Origin of the sequence: Nonomuraea gerenzanensis (assembly GCF_020215645.1) — a bacterium.
Classification (GTDB): Bacteria; Actinomycetota; Actinomycetes; order Streptosporangiales; family Streptosporangiaceae; genus Nonomuraea; species Nonomuraea gerenzanensis.
Genome location: NZ_CP084058.1, coordinates 9831078 through 9850267 on the forward strand (window position 1 = coordinate 9831078; position 19190 = coordinate 9850267).

The 19190-nt window shown below is 71.0% G+C and carries 16 protein-coding genes; 9 read left to right on the forward strand and 7 right to left on the reverse strand.

Translation table 11 applies throughout. From position 1 onward, the window contains the following. Positions 1-21: 21 nt before the first annotated feature. The 3 genes from gap to LCN96_RS45625 all read right to left on the reverse strand — a co-directional run bounded on the left by gap (position 22) and on the right by LCN96_RS45625 (position 4411). A complete protein-coding gene (gap, locus tag LCN96_RS45615) occupies positions 22-1008 on the reverse strand; it encodes a type I glyceraldehyde-3-phosphate dehydrogenase (protein ID WP_225268638.1) in 987 nt (328 codons plus the stop codon). A gap of 141 nt (positions 1009-1149) precedes the next feature. After that, entirely contained in the window at positions 1150-3582 is a 2433-nt protein-coding gene (locus tag LCN96_RS45620) for a phosphoketolase family protein (RefSeq protein WP_225268639.1), read from the reverse strand. Between the two features lie 52 nt (positions 3583-3634). Further along, positions 3635-4411 carry a universal stress protein gene (locus LCN96_RS45625; protein ID WP_225268640.1) on the reverse strand — a complete coding sequence of 259 codons (777 nt, stop codon included), beginning with the start codon at positions 4409-4411 and terminating at the stop codon, positions 3635-3637. A gap of 220 nt (positions 4412-4631) precedes the next feature. On the opposite strand from LCN96_RS45625, the gene LCN96_RS57250 reads away from it, so the two are divergent. After that, positions 4632-5642, forward strand: a complete 1011-nt coding sequence (locus LCN96_RS57250) for a DUF4389 domain-containing protein (RefSeq protein WP_311132092.1) — start codon at positions 4632-4634, stop codon at positions 5640-5642. 52 nt (positions 5643-5694) lie between these two features. Further along, entirely contained in the window at positions 5695-6744 is a 1050-nt protein-coding gene (locus tag LCN96_RS45635; RefSeq protein WP_225268641.1) for a zinc-dependent alcohol dehydrogenase family protein, read from the forward strand. Between the two features lie 17 nt (positions 6745-6761). Here the strand turns inward: LCN96_RS45635 and LCN96_RS45640 are convergent, their stop codons facing one another. Beyond that, positions 6762-6950 (reverse strand): hypothetical protein, encoded by a 189-nt coding sequence (locus tag LCN96_RS45640; RefSeq protein WP_225268642.1) that lies wholly within the window; start codon positions 6948-6950, stop codon positions 6762-6764. 194 nt (positions 6951-7144) lie between these two features. On the opposite strand from LCN96_RS45640, the gene LCN96_RS45645 reads away from it, so the two are divergent. Both LCN96_RS45645 and LCN96_RS45650 read left to right on the forward strand, forming a co-directional pair. After that, positions 7145-9718, forward strand: a complete 2574-nt coding sequence (locus tag LCN96_RS45645) for a cation-translocating P-type ATPase (RefSeq protein WP_225268643.1) — start codon at positions 7145-7147, stop codon at positions 9716-9718. A 185-nt stretch (positions 9719-9903) separates the two neighbouring features. Beyond that, positions 9904-10395 (forward strand): hypothetical protein, encoded by a 492-nt coding sequence (locus LCN96_RS45650; protein WP_225268644.1) that lies wholly within the window; start codon positions 9904-9906, stop codon positions 10393-10395. A gap of 144 nt (positions 10396-10539) precedes the next feature. Here LCN96_RS45650 and LCN96_RS45655 read toward each other — a convergent pair whose 3' ends face one another. Together LCN96_RS45655 and LCN96_RS45660 are read right to left on the reverse strand one after the other, a co-directional pair. Then, positions 10540-11376, reverse strand: a complete 837-nt coding sequence (locus LCN96_RS45655) for a hypothetical protein (RefSeq protein ID WP_225268645.1) — start codon at positions 11374-11376, stop codon at positions 10540-10542. A gap of 74 nt (positions 11377-11450) precedes the next feature. Continuing rightward, the gene (locus LCN96_RS45660; RefSeq protein ID WP_225268646.1) at positions 11451-11777 is read right to left on the reverse strand and encodes a hypothetical protein; all 327 of its coding nucleotides are present in this window, start codon (positions 11775-11777) and stop codon (positions 11451-11453) included. A 123-nt stretch (positions 11778-11900) separates the two neighbouring features. Between LCN96_RS45660 and LCN96_RS45665 the strand changes: the two genes are divergently transcribed. The 4 genes from LCN96_RS45665 to LCN96_RS45680 all read left to right on the forward strand — a co-directional run bounded on the left by LCN96_RS45665 (position 11901) and on the right by LCN96_RS45680 (position 15764). Further along, on the forward strand, positions 11901-12290 hold the full coding sequence (locus tag LCN96_RS45665; RefSeq protein ID WP_225268647.1) for a YbaB/EbfC family nucleoid-associated protein: 390 nt from the start codon (positions 11901-11903) through the stop codon (positions 12288-12290). Between the two features lie 24 nt (positions 12291-12314). After that, complete coding sequence (locus LCN96_RS45670) at positions 12315-12671, forward strand: YbaB/EbfC family nucleoid-associated protein (RefSeq protein WP_225268648.1); 357 nt, start codon at positions 12315-12317, stop codon at positions 12669-12671. A 366-nt stretch (positions 12672-13037) separates the two neighbouring features. Beyond that, a complete protein-coding gene (locus LCN96_RS45675) occupies positions 13038-13919 on the forward strand; it encodes a TIGR03854 family LLM class F420-dependent oxidoreductase (RefSeq protein WP_225268649.1) in 882 nt (293 codons plus the stop codon). 462 nt (positions 13920-14381) lie between these two features. After that, the gene (locus LCN96_RS45680) at positions 14382-15764 is read left to right on the forward strand and encodes an FAD-dependent oxidoreductase (protein WP_225268650.1); all 1383 of its coding nucleotides are present in this window, start codon (positions 14382-14384) and stop codon (positions 15762-15764) included. Between the two features lie 393 nt (positions 15765-16157). Here LCN96_RS45680 and LCN96_RS45685 read toward each other — a convergent pair whose 3' ends face one another. Then, the gene (locus LCN96_RS45685; protein WP_225268651.1) at positions 16158-16880 is read right to left on the reverse strand and encodes a hypothetical protein; all 723 of its coding nucleotides are present in this window, start codon (positions 16878-16880) and stop codon (positions 16158-16160) included. Between the two features lie 1239 nt (positions 16881-18119). Here LCN96_RS45685 and LCN96_RS45690 point away from each other — a divergent pair. After that, entirely contained in the window at positions 18120-19178 is a 1059-nt protein-coding gene (locus LCN96_RS45690) for a hypothetical protein (protein WP_225268652.1), read from the forward strand. Positions 19179-19190: the final 12 nt, after the last annotated feature.

Consider the following 19190-nt stretch of genomic DNA (forward strand, 5'->3'; position numbering starts at 1 on the left):
CCTTCGTCGTCTTCGTGTCGCTCACACCATCCGCTGGGCCATCTCGACGAGCCGGTTGGCGTAGCCCCACTCGTTGTCGTACCAGCCGAACACCTTGACCAGGTCGCCGCTGGCCTGGGTGAGCGCGGAGTCGAACACGCAGGAGGCGGCGTCGCCGATGATGTCGCGGGAGACCAGCGGGTCGGTGCTGTAGCGCAGGATGCCGCGCAGCGCGCCGTCGGCGGCGGCGGCGGCGAAGGCGTCGTTGATCTCCTGCACGGTGACGGAGCGGGTGAGCTGGGCGGACAGGTCGGTGATGGAGCCGTCCTCGACCGGCACGCGGATGGCGATGCCGTCCAGGCGGCCGTTCAGCTCGGGCAGCACCTGGCCTACCATGCGGGCCGCGCCGGTGGTGGTCGGCACGATGTTCACGGCGGCCGAGCGGGCCCGGCGCGGGTCCTTGTGCGGGGCGTCCAGCAGCACCTGGTCGCCGGTGTAGGCGTGGATGGTGGTCATGAAGCCGCGCACCAGGCCGAAGCTCTCGTGCAGCACCTTGACCATCGGGGCCACGCAGTTGGTGGTGCAGGAGGCCAGCGAGACGATCTCGTGGCGGGCCGGGTCGTAGGCGGCGTCGTTGACGCCGGGGACGATGGTGGCGTCCAGGCCCTTGCCCGGCGCCGACAGCAGCACCCTGCGGGCGCCGGCCTTGAGGTGGCCCGCCAGGGCGTCGCGGGTGCGGAAGCGGCCGGTGGCGTCGATGACCAGCTCGACGTCGTACGCCCGCCAGTCGAGCTGCGCCGGGTCGGCGACGGAGGTCACGGCGATCGTGCGGCCGTCGACCTCCAGCAGGCCGGGGGCGGCGGTGACGGGCACGTCGAGCGGCCCGTAGGTGGAGTCGTGCTTGAGCAGGTGGGCCAGGGTGGCCTCGTCGGTGATGTCGTTGACGGCGACGATCTCCAGGTCGGTGCGCAGCGCGCGGCGCAGGACGGCCCTGCCGATCCTGCCGAATCCGTTGATGCCGATTCTCATGTTTTCATGATCCGCTCGCCTCCGGTGCGTTCCTTAGAGGCGGCGGTCCCCGACTCAGGGGACTTTAGGCCCTGAGATGCCGAGCCCGGGACGGCAAGGCCCCCACTGGCGAGACCAGTGGGGGCCGCTCGTCGCGTCCGCTCAGCCCTTCTGCGCCCAGTCCCCCAGCGACCAGTCACGCACCTCGGGCATGTCCTCCAGATGCTCGACCACGTACGCCTGGTGCTCGGCGAGCTTGCGCTCGCACCAGGCCATCAGCTCGCTCGCGCCGCGCGGCAGCCGCCGGGCGTTGTTGAGGGCGTCCATCACCAGGTGATACCGGGACGCCCGGTTGCGCACCGTCATGTCGAACGGCGTGGTGGTGGTGCCCTCCTCGATGAAGCCACGCACCCGGAACCGGTCGGCGTCCGGACGTCCGTGCACCAGCTGATGGATGGCACCGGGATAGCCGTGGAAGGCGAACACCACATCCACGGTGTCAGTGAACAGCTCGGTGAACAGCGTCCCGCTCATCCCGTGCGGATGGTCCTTCGGCCGCGGCAGCGTCATCAGGTCCACGACGTTGACCACCCGCACCTTGAACCCGGGCAGCCGCTCCTTGAGGATCTGCGCCGCCGCGACCGTCTCCATGGTGACCACGTCCCCGGCGCAGGCCAGCACGATGTCGGGGTCGCTGGTGCCGTCGTCGGTGCCGGCCCACTCCCAGATCCCGGCGCCGCGGGCGCAGTGCTCGATCGCCTCATCGATGCTCAGCCACTGCAGCTGCGGCTGCTTGTCGATGACGATGAGGTTGATGTACGAGCGTGAACGCAGGCAGTGGTCGGCCACCGACAGCAGGCAGTTGGCGTCCGGCGGCAGATAGACGCGGGCCACGTCACCACGCTGGGTCAGCACCACCTGGATCAGGCCGGGCCCCTGGTGGGAGAAGCCGTTGTGGTCGTTGCGCCAGGCGGTCGAGGTGAGCAGCACGTTCAGACTGGGCACCTTGGCCCGCCAGGGCAGCCGGGTCGCCTCCTGCAGCCACTTGCCGTGCTGCACCGTCTGCGAGGCGCTGACCATCGCGAACGCCTCATAGGTGGCGAACATGCCGTGCCGCCCGGTCAGCGTGTAGCCCTCCAGCCAGCCATGGCAGTTGTGCTCCGACAACACCTCCATCACCCGCCCGTCCCGGCTGATCGCCACGTCGTCATCGGTGACGCATTCGGCGAAGGCCCGATCGGAGACCTCGAACACCGCGCCGAGCCGGTTGCTGTTGGTCTCGTCCGGGCAGAACAGCCGGAAGCTGTCGGGATTGTCGCGGTAGACGTCGCGCAGCAGCTCGCCGAGCCGGCGGGTCGACTCCACCCGCGTCTGCGCCGGTTGCGGCACCTCCACGGCGTAGTCGCGGAAGTCGGGCAGGGCCAGGTCGCGGGTCAGCAGGCCGCCGTTGGCGTGCGGGCTGGCGCTCATCCGCAGCTCGCCCTTCGGGGCCAGCGCGCGTACCAGCTCGGAGGGCGCGCCGGTGGCGTCGAACAGCTCTTCCGGCCGGTACGAGCGCAGCCAGTCCTCCAGGATGGCCAGGTGCTCGGGGTTGTCGCGCACCCCGGACAGCGGCACCTGGTGCGAGCGCCACGTGCCCTCCATCTGCACGCCGTCCACCTGGCCGGGCCCGGTCCAGCCCTTGGGCGAGCGCAGCACGATCAGCGGCCACCGCGGGCGGCTCCCGTCCCAGCCGCCGGTACGGGCCGCGTGCTGGATGGCGCGGATCCTCGCCCAGGCGTCGGCCAGCGTCGCGGCGAACCGGTGGTGCATGCCGGGCAGGTCGGAGCCCGCCACCTCCAGCACCTCGTACCCGTGGCCCTCCAGCAGCCGCCGCACCTCATCGGGGTCCTTGCGGGACAGCACGGTGGGGCCCGCGATCTTCGCGCCGTTCAGGTGCAGGATCGGCAGCACGGCGCCGTCGCGTTCGGGGTTGAGGAACGACACGCCCTTCCACGACCCCTCCAGCGGCCCCGTCTCGGCCTCCCCGTCACCCACCACCGCCACGGCCAGCAGGTCCGGGTTGTCCATCACCGCGCCGAACGCGTGCACCAGCACGTACCCCAGCTCGCCACCCTCGTGGACGGAGCCCGGGGTGGTCACCGAGACGTGGCTGGGGATGCCGCCCGGGCTGGAGAACTGCCGGAACAGCCGCAGCATCCCGGCCTCGTCCTGGCCGACGTGCGGGTAGATCTCGCTGTACGTGCCCTCCAGGTAGCCGGCGGCCACCAGCGCCGGGCCGCCGTGCCCGGGCCCGGCGAGGTAGATCGCCTGCTGGCCGGTGTGCCGGATGAGCCGGGAGACGTGCGCGTAGATCAGTGACAGGCCCGGGCTGGTGCCCCAGTGGCCCAGCAGGCGCGGCTTGATGTGCCGTGGCGCCAGCGGTTCGCGCAGCAGCGGATTGCCCTGCAAGTAGATCTGCCCGATCGTGAGGTAGTTGTTCGCCCGCCACCAGGCGTCCAGCTGGTCGATCTCCCCGGCCTCCGGGGCGGCCAGCCCGCGCAGCAGCTCCTCATCGACGGCCTTGCGGATCTGCTCCTCCGACACCTCGGTCATCAGCACATTCCCTTCTCAGCGGTTAAGCGGAAAATCTTGGACAGTGGGTGGGTCAGGTCGCGCGGACGACCGCCACCGGGCAGCGCGCGTGGTGCAGGACACCCCGGCCGACCGAGCCGAGCAGCGCCGAGCCACGTCCGCGAGAGCCCACCACCAGCAGGTCCGCCTCGCCCGACGCGTCCACCGGATGGCCCACGAACGCCTGCTCGATCACCGTCACCTGCGGATACTTCTTCTGCAACGTCTCCAGCAGCTCCACGGCCGGCGGCTGCCCGGCCCCCGCCGGCGTCCGGCTGTGCAGGATCCGCAGCGTGCTGTCCCGCAGGGCGGCCTGCTCGAAGGCGTAGGCCAGGGCAGGCCCGGACGCGGGCGAGTCGTCCACCCCGGCCACCACCTGCCCGTAACAGGGCCGCAGCTCGCCCCGCACCACGACCACCGGGCAGGACGCCTCCCCGGCGACGTGATCGCTGACCGAGCCGAGCAGGGCACCGGCGAGCGCTCCCCGCCCCCGGCTGCCGACGACCAGTTCGGTGGCCTCGCCCGCCAGGTCACACAGCGCCGGCGCGGCGGCCCCCTCCACCGTTCGCGTGCTCACCTCGACCGTGGGCCGGCGCTCGTGCACCAGCGCCAGCGCCTCGTTCAGCACCTTGCGGCCCGCGCGCAGCACCGAGTCGGGCAGGGCGGCGTTCGCGAATCCGGCGATCTGGTACGGCGCGCGATCCAGCGCGTGGACCAGCAGCAAGGGCTCGTGCATGCGATGCGCGTCGGCGGCGGCCCAGGCGACGGCCGCCCGCGAAGGCACGGACCCGTCGACACCTGCAACGATCATGGCTTCTCCTCCGTCACCGCTCCATGGGACCGCAGCCGGGACACCCGCGGACAGGGCCGGAAGTCCCACGAGCCCAAGGCCCAAGGCCACCCGCCGAGCAGTGGCGGCCCCGCACCTTGTGCGGGGCTTGACGTCCTGCTTCGCCGGCTGGGCCCATCAGCGCGGTAGTCAGGACTTTCGCCCGCAGGCGGTCGCGTGCGACCGGTGGTGCGCTGGTCGCATGAGTACTTATCCGGTGCGGGTCGAGGCTCGCCTCGACGAACCGCTCAACCGTGGCCTCTGGATCGTGAAATGGTTCCTGGCGATCCCGCATTACCTGGTCCTGAGCCTGCTGTGGATCGCCTTCGGCGTTCTCACCGTCGTGGCGTTCTTCGCGATCCTGTTCACCGGGCGCTACCCGCGCGCGCTGTTCGACTTCAACCTCGGCGTGCTGCGCTGGACCTGGCGGGTCGCCTACTACACCTACGGCGCCCTGGGCACCGACCGCTATCCGCCCTTCACCCTCGGCGCCGCCCCCGACTACCCGGCCACCCTGGAGATCGACTACCCGGAACGGCTCTCCCGCGGCCTCGTCCTGGTCAAATGGTGGCTGCTGGCCATCCCGCACTACCTCGTCGTGGGCCTGTTCACCAGCGGCAGCGTCATCTCCTGGAACGACGGCCTGCCCGACGGCGGCGGCGTCCTCTACACCCTCGACTGGGGCGGCCTCATCGGCCTGCTGGTCCTCATCGCGGCGCTCTGCCTGCTGTTCACCGGCCGCTATCCGCACGGCGTGCACGACCTCGTGCTCGGGCTGAACCGGTGGGCGATCCGAGTCGCCGCGTACGCCACGCTCATGACCGACGCCTACCCGCCGTTCAGGCTGGAACAGGGCGGCCACGAGCTGCCGCGCCTCGAACCCCCGCCCGCTTCTGCGCACACCCCCGCCCGGCACGGCGCCGCCTCCGTCGTGGCCCTCACCGCCGGCTCCGTCCTCGCCTTCGCCGGGCTCGTCACCGCGGCCACCGGTACGAGTGCCGCCCTGCTCGGCCGGGCCCGCGACACCGGCGGCTTCATCAGCACCGGCGCCCAGCGGGTGGCCGCCGCCCTCCCCTGGCTGGAAGGGCTGACGACCGGGCTCTTCATCGCCACGGCGGTCCTGCTGGTCGCCGGCGCGGCGCTCATCCTGACCGGCATCCGCCTGGCCACCGTCCCGGCGTCAGCACCCGTACCCGTCACGCCGGCGCGTTGACGCGCCCGCCCACCAGGAACAGGGCAGTCCGCCCCGGAGAAGGAGGTTTCCGATGAAGGCACTGATCTATCACGGACCAGGCAGGCGCGCCTGGGAGGAGGCGCCCGACCCACAGCTCATCGACCCGACGGACGCGATCGTCCGCGTGGACGCCGTCACGATCTGCGGCACCGACCTGCACATCCTCAAGGGCGACGTGCCCGCTGTCGAGCCCGGCCGGATCCTCGGCCACGAGGCGGTCGGCACCGTCGTGCAGGCCGGCGGCACGGTCACCACCGTCGAGCGAGGCGACCGGGTGCTGGTCTCCTGCATCACCGCCTGCGGCCGCTGCCGCTACTGCCGCACCGCGATGTACGGGCAGTGCCTGGGCGGCGGCGGCTGGATCCTCGGCCACCGCATCGACGGCACTCAGGCCGAGTACGTACGGGTGCCGTTCGCCGACACCTCCACCCACCCGCTGCCCGGCGGCGTCACCAGCGAGGCGGCGCTCATGCTCGCCGACATCCTGCCCACCTCCTACGAGGTCGGCGTGCTGAACGGCCAGGTGCGGCCCGGCGACACCGTCGTGGTGGTCGGCGCCGGCCCCATCGGCCTGGCCGCCATCAGCACCGCGCAGTTGTTCACGCCGGCCCACATCGTCGCCGTGGACCTGGCCGTGTCCCGGCTGGAGGCCGCCAAGCGGCTCGGCGCGGACGTCCTCGTCGGCGCCGGCGACGACCCGGCCGCCGCGGTGGCCGAACTGACCGGCGGCCTGGGCGCGGACGTGGCCATCGAAGCGGTCGGCGTTCCCGAGACCTTCGAGCTGTGCACCCGGCTGGTCCGCCCCGGCGGTCACGTCGCCAACGTCGGCGTCCACGGCGCCCCCGCGACCCTGCACCTGGAGGAGCTGTGGATCCGTAACCTGACCATCACCACCGGTCTCGTCGACACCCACTCCACCCCGGCCCTGCTCGACATGGTGGCCGCGCACCGGCTCGACCCGACCACCTTCATCACCCACCGCTTCGGCCTGCACGACATGGAGGCCGCCTACCGGACGTTCTCCGACCCGGCGACCACCGGGGCGCTGAAGGTCGTCCTGTCCCGGGACGCGGACGGCTGAATGATCACCACGGCCCGTCACCGCCGTCGAGGCGCTGACGGGCCCAGCACCAGCACCCGCGGGGTGTGCGGGGTGAGGAAGGGCACGATCTGCCAGCCCGGGCGGGCGTTGACGGCGTACAGCAGGGCCCCGTCGATGACGGCGGCGATGGTGTAGCCGGTGCGGCGAGCGGCGGCCGGACGCCGAATCGGCGCGTGCGTCTCCATCCTGAACCTCCAACGATTCTCAGGAGGGTCGTGATCTCCCGTAACGCTACGACCGGCAGCCCGCGGAGAGGCAGAGGCGAAGGTCGGCCCGCATTCGCCGGAAGGCCCCCGAAGCACCGGGAAGGCGCTTCCGACCCTCCGGATAGGGACCAACGTCCCTGTTTCCGGCGCCCCGATTTCGTGAACATCGTCATGTGAACCAGCTGCGAGCGCCGGTGCCTCCACAGGAGAGCAAGGCGAGCACGGAGGACATGACGGTGACCCCATCGACCGGGCTGACGTCCGCCCAGGCGGCCGCACGGCTCGCACGCGACGGTGCCAACCTGCTCCCCCAGAAACCCCCTGTGCCCCTCTGGCGCCGCATCGCCGGCCAACTGCGCGACCCGCTCATCATCGTCCTGCTCATCGCCGCGGTGCTGACCATCACCACCGGAGACTGGGCCGACGCCGCCGTCATCCTGCTGGTCATCGTGGTCAACACCACCGTCGGCGTGATCCAGGAGATCCGCGCCGACCGCGCCATCACCGCCCTGGCCCAGCTCGCCGGCCCGGAGGCCCGCGTCGTCCGCGACGGCCATCAGCAGCAGATCCCCTCCAGCGACATCGTCGTCGGAGACCTGCTCATCCTGGGCGAAGGTGACATCGTCCCCGCCGACGCCGACGTCACCGAATCAGCGGCCCTGCTCATCGACGAATCAGCCCTGACCGGCGAATCCGTACCGGTGGACAAACCCGCGAGCCGGCCGCTCTCCGCCGGCACCGTCGTCGTCCGCGGGCGCGGCCGGGCCCAGGTCACCGCCACCGGAGCGGCCAGCGCCAGCGGCCGCATCGCCACCCTCCTGGTCCAGGCCGCCACCCTCACCCCGCTGCAACGCCGGCTGATGGGCGTCGGCCGGCTCCTGGCCGGCGTCGCCGTCCTGCTGTCAGCGGTGGTCCTCGCGCTGGGGCTGGTCCGCGGCCAGCCGGTGGAGCTGATGGTGATCACCGCCATCAGCCTCGTCGTCGCCGCCGTCCCCGAATCCCTGCCCGCCGTCGTCACCCTGAGCCTGGCCCTGGGGGCACGCCGGATGGCCGCCCGCCACGCCCTGGTCCGCAAACTCCCCGCGGTGGAGACCCTCGGCTCCGTCACCGCCCTGGCCACCGACAAGACCGGCACTCTCACCGAGGGCCGCATGCTCGCCCGCCACCTGTGGACGCCGACGGCGCAGGCCACGATCAGCGGCACCGGCTACGCCCCCGAGGGCGAGATCACCGGCGACGCCGGATCCTTCGAGGCGCTGCTGACGGCGGCGACCCTCTGCAACGACGCCCGCCTGGCACCCCCGGCCGACGACACCGGCGAATGGGCCGCCCTGGGCGACCCCACCGAAGCCGCCCTGCTCACCGCCGCCGCCAAACTCGGCCTCGACCGCACCACCGTGCAGACTCGCCACCCCCGCCTGGCCGAGCTGCCCTTCGACAGCGACCGCAAGCGCATGACCACCCTGCACCAGCTCCCCGACGGCCGCACCCGGCTCATCTGCAAGGGCGCACCCGAAGCCCTGCTGCACCACCCCGTCCTGACCGACGAAGCCGACCTGCTCACCCGTGCCGCCACCCAGGCCGACGAGTTCGCCCGCGCCGGATACCGCGTCCTGGCGGTCGCGAGCACCGACCTCGACAGTCCCCCCACCACCCTCGAAGAGCACGGCCTGTCCCTGATCGGCCTGATCGCCATCCTGGACCCACCCCGCCCGGCCGCCGCCACCGCCATCGCCGATTGCCGGCGTGCCGGCATCAAGCCCATCCTCATCACCGGCGACCACCCCGGCACCGCCCGCGCCATCGCCACCGAACTCGGCATCATCACCGACGGCGACCCCGTCATCGACTGCCGCGAACCCGGCGCCTTCGATCGAGGCCAGGCCGGCGTCTACGCCCGCGCCACCCCCGAGCAGAAACTCGACATCGTCCAGAACCTCCAGGACCAGGGCGGCGTCCTGGCCATGACCGGCGACGGCGTCAACGACGGCCCCGCGCTGCGCCGCGCCGACATCGGCGTGGCCATGGGGCGGCGCGGCACCGAGGTCGCCCGCCAGGCCGCCGACCTGGTCCTGGCCGACGACAACCTCGACACCGTGGTCGCCGCCGTCGAAGAAGGCCGCCGGGTGTACGCCAACATCCGCCGCTTCCTCGTCTACGGCCTGTCCGGCGGCGCCGCCGAGATCGCCGTGATGCTGCTCGGCCCGTTCGTCGGCCTCCCGCTGCCCCTGCTGCCCGCCCAGATCCTGTGGATCAACCTGCTCACCCACGGCCTGCCGGGGGTGGCCCTGGGCGGCGAGCCGACCGTGCCGGGAGCCATGGCCGACCCGCCCCGCCCGCCCAGCCAGAGCATCCTCGGTGCGGGCCTGTGGCAACGCGTCATCCGCATCGCCGTCGTCCTCACCGCCGTCACGCTCGGCGTCGCCCTCTGGGCCGCGGCCACCGGCCGCCCCTGGCAGAGCATGGCCTTCTTCGCCCTCGGCGCCACCCAGCTCGGCGTCGCCCTCGGCTCCCGCACCCGCCCCGGCTCCCTGGCCAACCCCATGCTGCTGTACGCCGTCGCAAGCGCGTTCGTCCTGCAACTGGCCGCCCTGTACCTGCCACCACTACGCCAGCTCCTCGGCACAGAACCACTCGATCTCAGCGACCTGCTGATCGTCACCGCACTGTCGGTACTCGGCTACGCCGCCGCCCGCCTCGACCGGATCCTCCACCCCTCCCCCCGTCCACAAGCGAACTCCGCCTGAGGAACACCGTGAGACGGCGGGGCGGGGCCGTCGCTCTTGCCGCTTCCGCGAGGACGTCCGCCGCAGGCCTGGGTGTGCCCGGTGTTGGCGCGGATGCGGGTGCGACGGTTGCGCAACGCCGCACGACACGATCGAGGTGTCGTCGGGCGGCGCAGCGCCGCCCCGGAGGTGAGGAGTGATGCGGCATGGCTGCTGCGACTCTCAAGAAGGTCCGTGGCCGGCGAGCGATCTGGGTCGCGGCGGTGGCCGTGCTCGCCGGCATCGGCTCAACGGTCCCGGCGTCCGCCGCGGTACCTCCCGAAGTGATCATCGCCGACACGTTCGCCACCCGGACGGCGACGGGCGCCGCGAACATCTTCTTCAGCTTCGCCGTCCCGGCCGGGAGCTGGACGGCCGAGGCCACGCTCACGGCCCGCAACAACACGGCCGTGGCGTCCGGTCTGGCCTGCACGCTGCTGATCATCAGTGAGAGCAGCACCAACAACAGCAGCACGGTCGCCTCGCTGGGCCCCAACGGCCAGCTCGCCAGCCTGGCGGCGGTCACGGCGCGCACCGTGAGCACGTCCGGGATCGTGCGGTTGTCGTGCAACGCGACCACGACCTCGAACATCTCGGTGTTCAACGTGAGCATCATGGCGACGCGCGTCAACTCCTTGACCCGCGTGAACCTCGGCTGAGCATACGATCGGCCCGGTGGCTCCAGCGCCCGTGAGCGAGCACCGGACCACGTCATGACGGGGACAGCGACGTCCCTGTCATGACCCGGGCCCAGCTCTCAAGCCACGCAGCTCACCATTCGAGCGGCACAGGGTCCCGGGCGCTCAGTTGTGCCGCCCCCATCCTCTGCTCCGCTGCTCCTTCTGCACCTCTTTCTGCGCGGCCTTGAGCGCCTCCGCGCTGGCGGTCCTGCCGTCCTTCTCGGCGTCCCTGATGGCGTTCGCCGCGAACCTGTCCTGGACCTCCAGCTCACGCAGCCGGGCCTCGTTGACGTTCGCCTGGTGCTGGGCGCTGTTCTCCGCCGCCTTCTGCACCGTGGGAGGCGGCACGTCGTCCGCGGAGCCTCCTCGGCCGAACCAGCCCCTGGCCTCCAGCCGCTGGCCGCCGCGCGGGACGGGACCCGCCATCGACGGCCCCGGCCCGGCGGGAACCCGGCCGCCCGCCCCGGCATAGGCCGGAGGTGGGCCGCCCGGGCGCTTCATGGCGCGGATCAGGTTCTCGAGAGGGTCGAGGACCTTCCGCCTGATGGCACCGGTGAGCACGTTGCCGGTGCCCTCACGTACCTCGTTGAGGATCTTGCCCGTCCTCTGGCGTCCCTGCAGCAGCTCGGCCGTCGCCCTGACGGGCGCCGTGGGGTCCGGGCTCATGTACTGCATGAGAGCCCGATAGGTGAAGTACGTGGCCGTGGCGCCGGCGACGAGCCCCGCGGCCTTGACCACGCCGGACAGGCCGTCGAGGGCGACGGGCATGGTGCTCGCGGCGGCGTTGGCCTGGGCGAGGTGTCCGCCCTCGTTACCGCTCTGCCGCCAGTGGCCGGCGAGCGCCGTGCCGCCGTCCCCTCGGTAGGCCTCCTGCGTCTGCCGCATCGTGGACTCGGCGTCCTCGGCCGCGACGCCGGTGCCGGCCGCCACGGTCCTGAGCGCGGCGGCCTGCTCGTCCATCCCGTCGGTGTGTGGGAAGATTCCGGCCGGAATGCCGATCATCTCCAGTGCCTGAGCGGCTTGTGGCGAGAGAGTCATAGCGCCTGCCCGTCGATCCGGCGATCGAGGTCGCCCAGGGAGGCGTGTTCGGCAGTGGTGATGTTCGACCCGGCAGCGTGCACCTGCTCACCGGTCCTGTTCAGGCCGGGGCCGAGCTCGCTCAGCACTTCGTGCAGGTAGTGACCGCTGAGACCGAGCGCCGAGGCGCATTCGGCGATCAGGCCCACCTGCCCCCACGAGGCGCCGCCGATCTCGCGCTGCCTGAGCGCCTGCACGGCCGCGTCGTAGTCTTCGCCATGGGCGTTCATCCGGCGGGGGGCGTGTTCGCCGACCCACTCCCTGTCGATCTCGAGTCCGCTCACGCGACACGACTGTAGTCGGACACCTCAGGCCATCTGGCGATCTTTAGCGTTTTGCTCGTGTTCGTCGGCACACACGGTCTACTGTTGGGCCGAGCTTCGCACAGGTAGGAACAGAGGATGACGATGCCACCACGATCCGCTGACCAGGAGGAACTGCTCGCCTACATGAAGCGCGCCCAAACTGCGGTGCGCAAGCTTCAGCAGGCCCAGGAACGGATCGGCGCGGTCATCGGCGAAGGCGCCAGCGCCGACGAGCTCGTCAGGGCCACCTGCGACGGCCGGGGCGTCTTCTCGCAGGTCTGGCTCGACCCCCGCGTGATGCGCCAGGACCTGGAGACGCTCGGCACGACCGTCACGGCGGCACTGCAGTCCGCCCAGCAGGACGCGGAACGCCAGAGCACGGCCATCAGCCGGCAGGCCCTCGACGGCATGGACCCCCTCCCGGAGCCACCCGACGCACGCGTCATCCGCGACCACATCGATCAGGTCGCCCGCGACATCCTGGAGGCGTGAGCTTTGGCCGGCGACCACACGGGCGTGGACGACCTGTTGAACGAGGACTTCGACGAGGCCGGACGCCGGGCCGGACGGCTCCTGGACTCCGTCGAAACGCTCCGGGGCGACCTCGAGGAGATCAACGGTGTCGGGGAGGCGGCGGCGGGCCAGGTCAAGGCCAGAGTCACCGCGAACGGCAAGGTGCTGGAGGTCACCTTCGGCCCGCGGACCCCGCGCACGGACAGCCGGGCGCTGGCCGAGCAGGTGCTCATCGCGGTCCTCGATGCGCAGCGCGACGCCGAGCTCAAGTGCCAGGAACTGATGCGGGAGACGCTGGACGGCTACGACCCGGCCGCGGCCAGAGCCGATCTCGACCGGATGCTGGGGCTTCGATGGTGAGCGTCGTCCTGGTGCCGCCGTCGGAGCCGGCGCGCACGTCGTCCGGAAGCGCACCGGCCTGACCAGGGCCGGCCGGATGGACGGCATCCGCCGCTCGCGCCGGCTGCTCGCGCCCCTCGCCCACCTTCGCCCTCTGACGGCGGAGGCCGCGCTCCGATCACGCCAATCGTCGTAGTGCGAGCTGGCCGCTCGAATCCGCGCCGTCGCCGATTCCGCCTCCCACCGTCGTGGGGCGAACCACTCGGACGACACCGGGACGGACGCCGCTTTCAGGCCCCCGCTGCGGCTCTGATGCGATCGGCCGGATCCGCGCCGACGGGAGAAGCACAAGCAGTGACTCCCCTGGGTCAGGCCGATAATGGCCCGATGAAGGTACGTATCGGGATCGCGCCGCCACCGGGAGACACCCCCGACCACCTCGCCGGGCTCGCGGAGCGGGCCGAGGCTCTCGGGATCGACTCCCTGTGGCTGTCCGAGATCGTCCACGGGCCGTCTGTCGAGCCCGTCGTCGGCATGGCCTACACGCTGGCCGCCACCCGCCGGCTGAAGGTCGGCACGGGGGTGGCGATCCTGCCGGGCCGCCACCCGGTGCGGGTGGCCAAGCAGCTCGCGTCGCTGGCCGCGCTCGCCCCCAAGCGCGTGCTGCCGGCCTTCGGGCTGACGCCGGCCAGGCCCGCCGAACGGGAGGCCTTCCCCGTTCCCGGGCCCCGCGGCGCGGTGTTCGACGAGTCGCTCGAACTGCTCAGGCTGCTCCTGCGGCAGGAGCAGGTGACCTTCCACGGCGAGTTCTTCACGGTGCAGAACGCCGGGGTCGGCCCGCTGCCGGCCAAGCCGCTCGACATCTGGGTCGGCGGCAGCGGAGAGCGCGCCCTGCGCCGCGCCGGCCGGCTCGCCGACGGCTGGCTGGCCAGCTTCCTCACCCCCGACCAGGCCGCCGCCGGCCGTACGGCGATCGCGGCGCACGCGGCCGAGGCCGGCCGCGAGATCGAGCCCGACCACTACGGCACCAGCCTCGCGGTGGCCGCTGCCGAGATCCCCGCCACCGCGATCGATGCCATCGCCCGCCGCAACCCCGGCGCCGATCCCGCCGAGATCGTCCCGGTCGGCTGGGCCGCCGCCCGCGACGTGATCGAGCGCTTCGTCGAGGCCGGGATCACCAAGTTCGTCGTACGGCCCGCCGCGCCCGTGTCCTCGGCCGAGCGCTGGCTCGACGAGTTCGCCGACCACCTCATGCCGCTGCAGAACTGAGCACAACCGTGACCAGGCACCACGAACGAGGAGGGCCCTGCTTGGTGCAGGTGGACCGCGCCGAGTTCGATGTGAAGGCCGTGATGCACCGCCCATCCAGGTCCTCGACCCGGCCGCCGCGCCAGCCGACGACCATCCGCAGCGGCATCACCTGATCCCCGAGAGCACCGGCATCCCTCTCGCGGTGATCCTGACCGGCGCCAACCGCGACGACGTCACCCGCTCAGTCACGCCTGCCCGACGAGCCCGCCCGCGTGCCCGCCTCGAGCGGTTGCCGGCTGAGACCCTGCGCATCCTGGTCATCAGCCTGGCCGGCGAGCGCGAACAGCACACCGGATCGATCCCCAGATCGGCACACGGCATCGGCTCCCCGAGAGCCATCACCGCAGGCGCGCTCAGGAGGCTACACCTTCGTCCAGAGCTGGCTAGGCTCCGAGCCATGACCTCGATTGACATGACCTGGTGAGCCCCACCCGCCTGCTGGTCATCGGAGCCGATGCGGCAGGGATGAGTGCGGCGCACCAGGCGATCCGGGCGGCCGGGACCAAGCTGGCCGTGACCGCGCTGGAGGCGACCGGCGATACGTCGTACTCCGCCTGCGGCATCCCCTACTGGGTCGCCGGAGACGTGTCGAGCGGCGACGCCCTGGTGGCCCGAACCGCTGAGGAGCACCGGAAAGCCGGGATCGACCTGCGGCTCGGCGCCACCGCGACGGGGGTCGACCGGCAGGCCCGCACCGTCACCTACCGGGATGCCGGCGGTGAGCAGGTGCTGGGCTACGACGAGCTGGTGATCGCGACCGGCGCGTCGGCCGTGGTGCCCGACTGGGCCGTCGATCCCGGCACCGGGCTGCGGTATGCCGGCGTCGCGCCGGTCAAGACGCTCACCGACGGCGCCGCCTGGCTGGACCTGCTCGCGGGACTGCCCGGAGGCGGTGGCCGGGTGGTCGTCGCCGGCGGCGGCTACATCGGCGTCGAGATGGCCGAGGCCGCCAGGAGGCGTGGCCACACGGTCACCGTGATCACCCGTACTCGGGTGATGAGCTCCATGGACCCGGACCTGTCCGCTCGCATCGAGAAGGGCATGCGCGAGGCGGGGGTACAGGTCCTGACCGGCTTACCGGTCGTGGGGCTGGACGTGGCGGACGGACGGGTGCGGGGCGCGTACACGGCGGAAGGCGAGCACCATCCGGCGGACCTGGTCGTGCTGGCGCTGGGAGTCACCCCGAACACCGCTTACCTCGATCTCGCCGAGTTGCCGAGCGGCCCGGGCGGCGGCCTGCGACCCGAGCCGGACGGCAGCCTGGCCGACGGCATCTGGGCCGCCGGTGATTGTTGTGAGACCCGGCATCGGCTCACCGGCACGTGGACGTATCTGCCGCTCGGCACCCACGCCAACAAGCAGGGCCGGATCGTCGGCACCAACCTCGTCACCCCAGGCGCGCTGCGGTTCGGCGGCGTGCTGGGCACCGCGATCACCCGATTCGCCGTGGGCGCGACCTACTTGGAGATCGCCCGTACCGGTCTGAGTGAGCACGAGGCAGCCGCCGCCGGCATCGAGGTGACGTCCCTGGTCACAGAAGGCAGCACGGCCAGCGGCTACATGAGCGAGGCCGACCCGATCACGGTGAAGGTGCTGGCAGCACCCTCGGATCGCCGGCTGATGGGCGCGCAGGTCGTCGGCGGGCGTGGCGCGGGCAAACGCATCGACGCGGTCGCCACCGCCTTGTGGCACGGCGCGACCGTTGACGACCTGGCCTGGTCTGACCTGTCCTACGCGCCGCCGTTCGCCACGGCGTGGGAGATCGTACAGGTCGCGGCCCGGCGCCTGGCCGACAGACTGTAGTCGTCCGAGGGGAGGCAGGTCAGGGGCTTGAGCCCAGGAACGGTCACCTGACGAAGCTGGCAGGCACGCTCGGCGATCAGCCCCGATGCAGGCCGGTCGGAAGCTGATCAGGAGGGACGGCCAACGCTCGTGTCATCGGGGGGCACCGAGGGCGACTGGTGACGAACCGGCATCTGGTACTGCGCTCAGCCACGCTGCGCACATGAGCCCGAGTCCGATGCTTACAGGGATCGCCCGTATCAGCCTGATTGCCAGGCGCTTCCGCCGGCCTCGCACGCGACGATGCACGAGAAAACCAGACACGAGTACGCCAGCGCCGGACAGACCACCACGCCCCAGACGAGAGTGTTCGAGAATTCCGGCTCCGTCAGATGGCGTTCCCTGGCCAAGTCGTCAGATCGCTGATCCGGTAGTGGAGGGCCCCACGATGTTCGGCGGCGTAGTCACCCCGCCCTTGACGGAATGCCAAGTGGCGGGCCACTCATGAGGAGGACGCGCCAGGATCGCGCAGACCTCACGCGCCAGTTCGTTCGGGCTACGGCCGCGCCAGGGAGTGGCGACGAAGATCTGGTAGTCATCCTCGATCTCAAGCCAGACCTCGAACAGATCAGGATCTCGGGGGACGGCTCTCTTGGCGCTGAGGCCGTAAGTCAGCAGTCGGTCATGGTCAATGCTCGTCAGGACCAGCCGCCCCGCGGTGCGCATCGGGGTCTCCCACGAATGATCCACGGCGACCCGCGCGACCTCCAGCTCGTACTGACTGGCCGAGAAGCAGGCGCCTCGGTCCGCGGGCACCTCTCCCGACCATTCCCAGCGCACCAGGTCCCCATCACGGGTGATGGTGACGTCCGTGCCCCCGCAGTCGTAGACGCCGCATGCGCCGCAGCGAGCGATCGCGACCGTGTGCGGCCGGGAATCGGCCAGCAGTCGATTGGCCGGCACCAGGACGTCGTACGGATCCATCCCCAGCCCCGCCCCGGCGGAGGTCATCTCCGCTCCGTTGACGTAAACCTGCAGCTGGAACGATTCGCTGCCTGGCCTGCTGGACGCGGGCGCGACCGCCAAACGGAGAAGGTCGATGCTCGGTTCTCCGCCGCTCCCCTTCACACCGCTCATGATCCACCATCATGACGGCCTGACCGCCCGCTTTCGCGCGTGCAAGCCTGATCATCTACCAGCAATCCGCCTGGGCTTCGGGCCACGCAGAAAGACAAACGTAATCCGGCGGGCCGGGGCTGAGGAACGAAGCCCCGGCCCGCCGATCGCCCCCGACCATGTCCGGCGACCAGACACGCAGTGGCGATCGTAGGGCTGCATCTGTGCGGTGGTGCGGCAACCCCGGTCGGAGCGTTCGGTCGGTACGAGGCGGCGGGCGTGCGGTGGCTGGCCCGGTGTCCCGCCGCCGTCCGGGACGGGACTCCAGGCCGCACGCCCGGACGGCGGGCGGGCAGCGGGCGGGCGGAGGGCCGGGGGTACGGCGGCGCGCCGCGCCGCCGCTTGAATACGCCGTGGAGTTGGAAATCCGCTGCACAAGGTCGAGTTCCGCAAAGCCAAGGTGAGCGGCGAGGTCGACCGGCGCTCGGTGGTCAACCCGCAGCAGGCCCGCGAACTGCTCACCGCGATGACCTACGAGCATTCCGCGTATGTTCCGCGACCAGTGGCACAGGGCAACTTCGGACCGCCTCCCGCTGCCTGCGGGCCAAAGCTAACGATCATGCAAAAGACCAGGTCAACCGTAGATTGCCCGGTCTCGGTTGCGCGCCCTGCAGGATTCGAACCTGCGACCGTCGGATAACGTCAGGCGGTGCCGGGCCCTGACGGCGTATGACGGCGCGCGCGAGCACGCGCCGAGCACGGCCGACAACTGCATTTGATCATTACATCGCGCCTCCACAGCGGGAGCTCCATGCTCCAGAGCACGCCGGAACGCGCATGATCGCCGTCGCCGTGCTCGACTCGCGCTGCCACGTCACAGCCTTCGAGAAGCACGCCCGCCCGGCAAGCCGATCCTCGCCCGGTCAGGACTCACACAGAACTCGCGACCGACGCCAGCATCCCTCAGCAATCTCGTTGTCGTCTCTGGGCCCGCAGCCGCCGGCCCAGACCTGGGCCATTGAGCCCCATGCCATGATCCTCACCTGCAAGCAGCCGGTCGTCGGCGCCGCCGCGGCCGACCACGGCATACCGTTCCGGCATTGGATGCAGCCCCATTCCACTCATCCACTTACAAACACATAAAGTAATCGAGTGATTGCGACGAGTGTCTTAACGCTTCCCTGGCTCCCTGTCGGCAGCCTGGCCCAGGCCACACCCACACCACCCGGATATGCAGACCCCGCCACGGGCACCTGGCTGATGAGTGCCATCGACTTCTCCGAGGACGGCTTGCTGATCACCCGCACCCACACCGCCGGTCAACGCGGAGATCCCGTCCGGGCCAACGAGCGCATGCTGGGACCCGGCTGGCAACTGCAGCCGCTGGGCGGCATGCTGGGCAACCGACTGCATGACCACAGCGATCACGGCTTTGTCGTGCTGGACCTCGCTTCTGGCACCGAGTCTCACCGCTACCTCGCCGATCCGTCCCGGCCAGGGGCCTTCGTGCACGCCGGCGGTCTCATCGTGCGCAACAGCGACGACACCTTCACCCAGACCGACGAGACGGGCCTGATCGTCACCTGGTCTCGGGTGCACGGCCACGTGCTGCCCATCTCGGTGGGCCTGGCCGATGGCGACTTCCAGAGCGTCACCAACGACGTACACCGCCGAGTGCGCCGTCTGGCCTCCCCCGCCACTCCCGGAGCGGACTGCCGGGAGCCTGACCCCGCATCATGCTCCACGGCCACCTTGATCTATGCCGACAGAACCACCGCCACGCCATCCGCGCCAGGCGAGGTAACCGGCCTGCTCGCGTCGATCAACTACGACGCCGCCGGCGACACGCCACCGGTAACGGCTCTCACCTATCGCTACGACGCCAGCGGACATCTTCGCCAGGTACGCGATCTGCGACGGCCAGACAAAAATCCTGAACGTCGCTTCGTATACGCCTACTCGGCAGACGGCGACATCACGAAGATGACCACCACGGAGGAGGGGTCATGGCACCTCACCTACTCTTCCCCGGGCACCTTGGCGAACGCGGCGCGGCGCACCATACGCCTCGGCGCCCGAGCCTGTCCCACTCCCTATGCCGCCGACTACATGCTTCGCGGCATGTGCAAGACCAGCGTCGACGTGCGCCAGGGTGCGAGCAAGGTCATGCGGCCCCCGTTCTGGAAAGCGACACTGACCGGCGGGTCGGTGATGGGTATCACCAACGACGGCTGCAGCGCCCCATCATCGGCAACAAGCCCACCTACTGGCTGGACTTCCGCGCCGCATGCGACTCCCACGACTACGGTTACGGCCTGATCCGCAACAGCC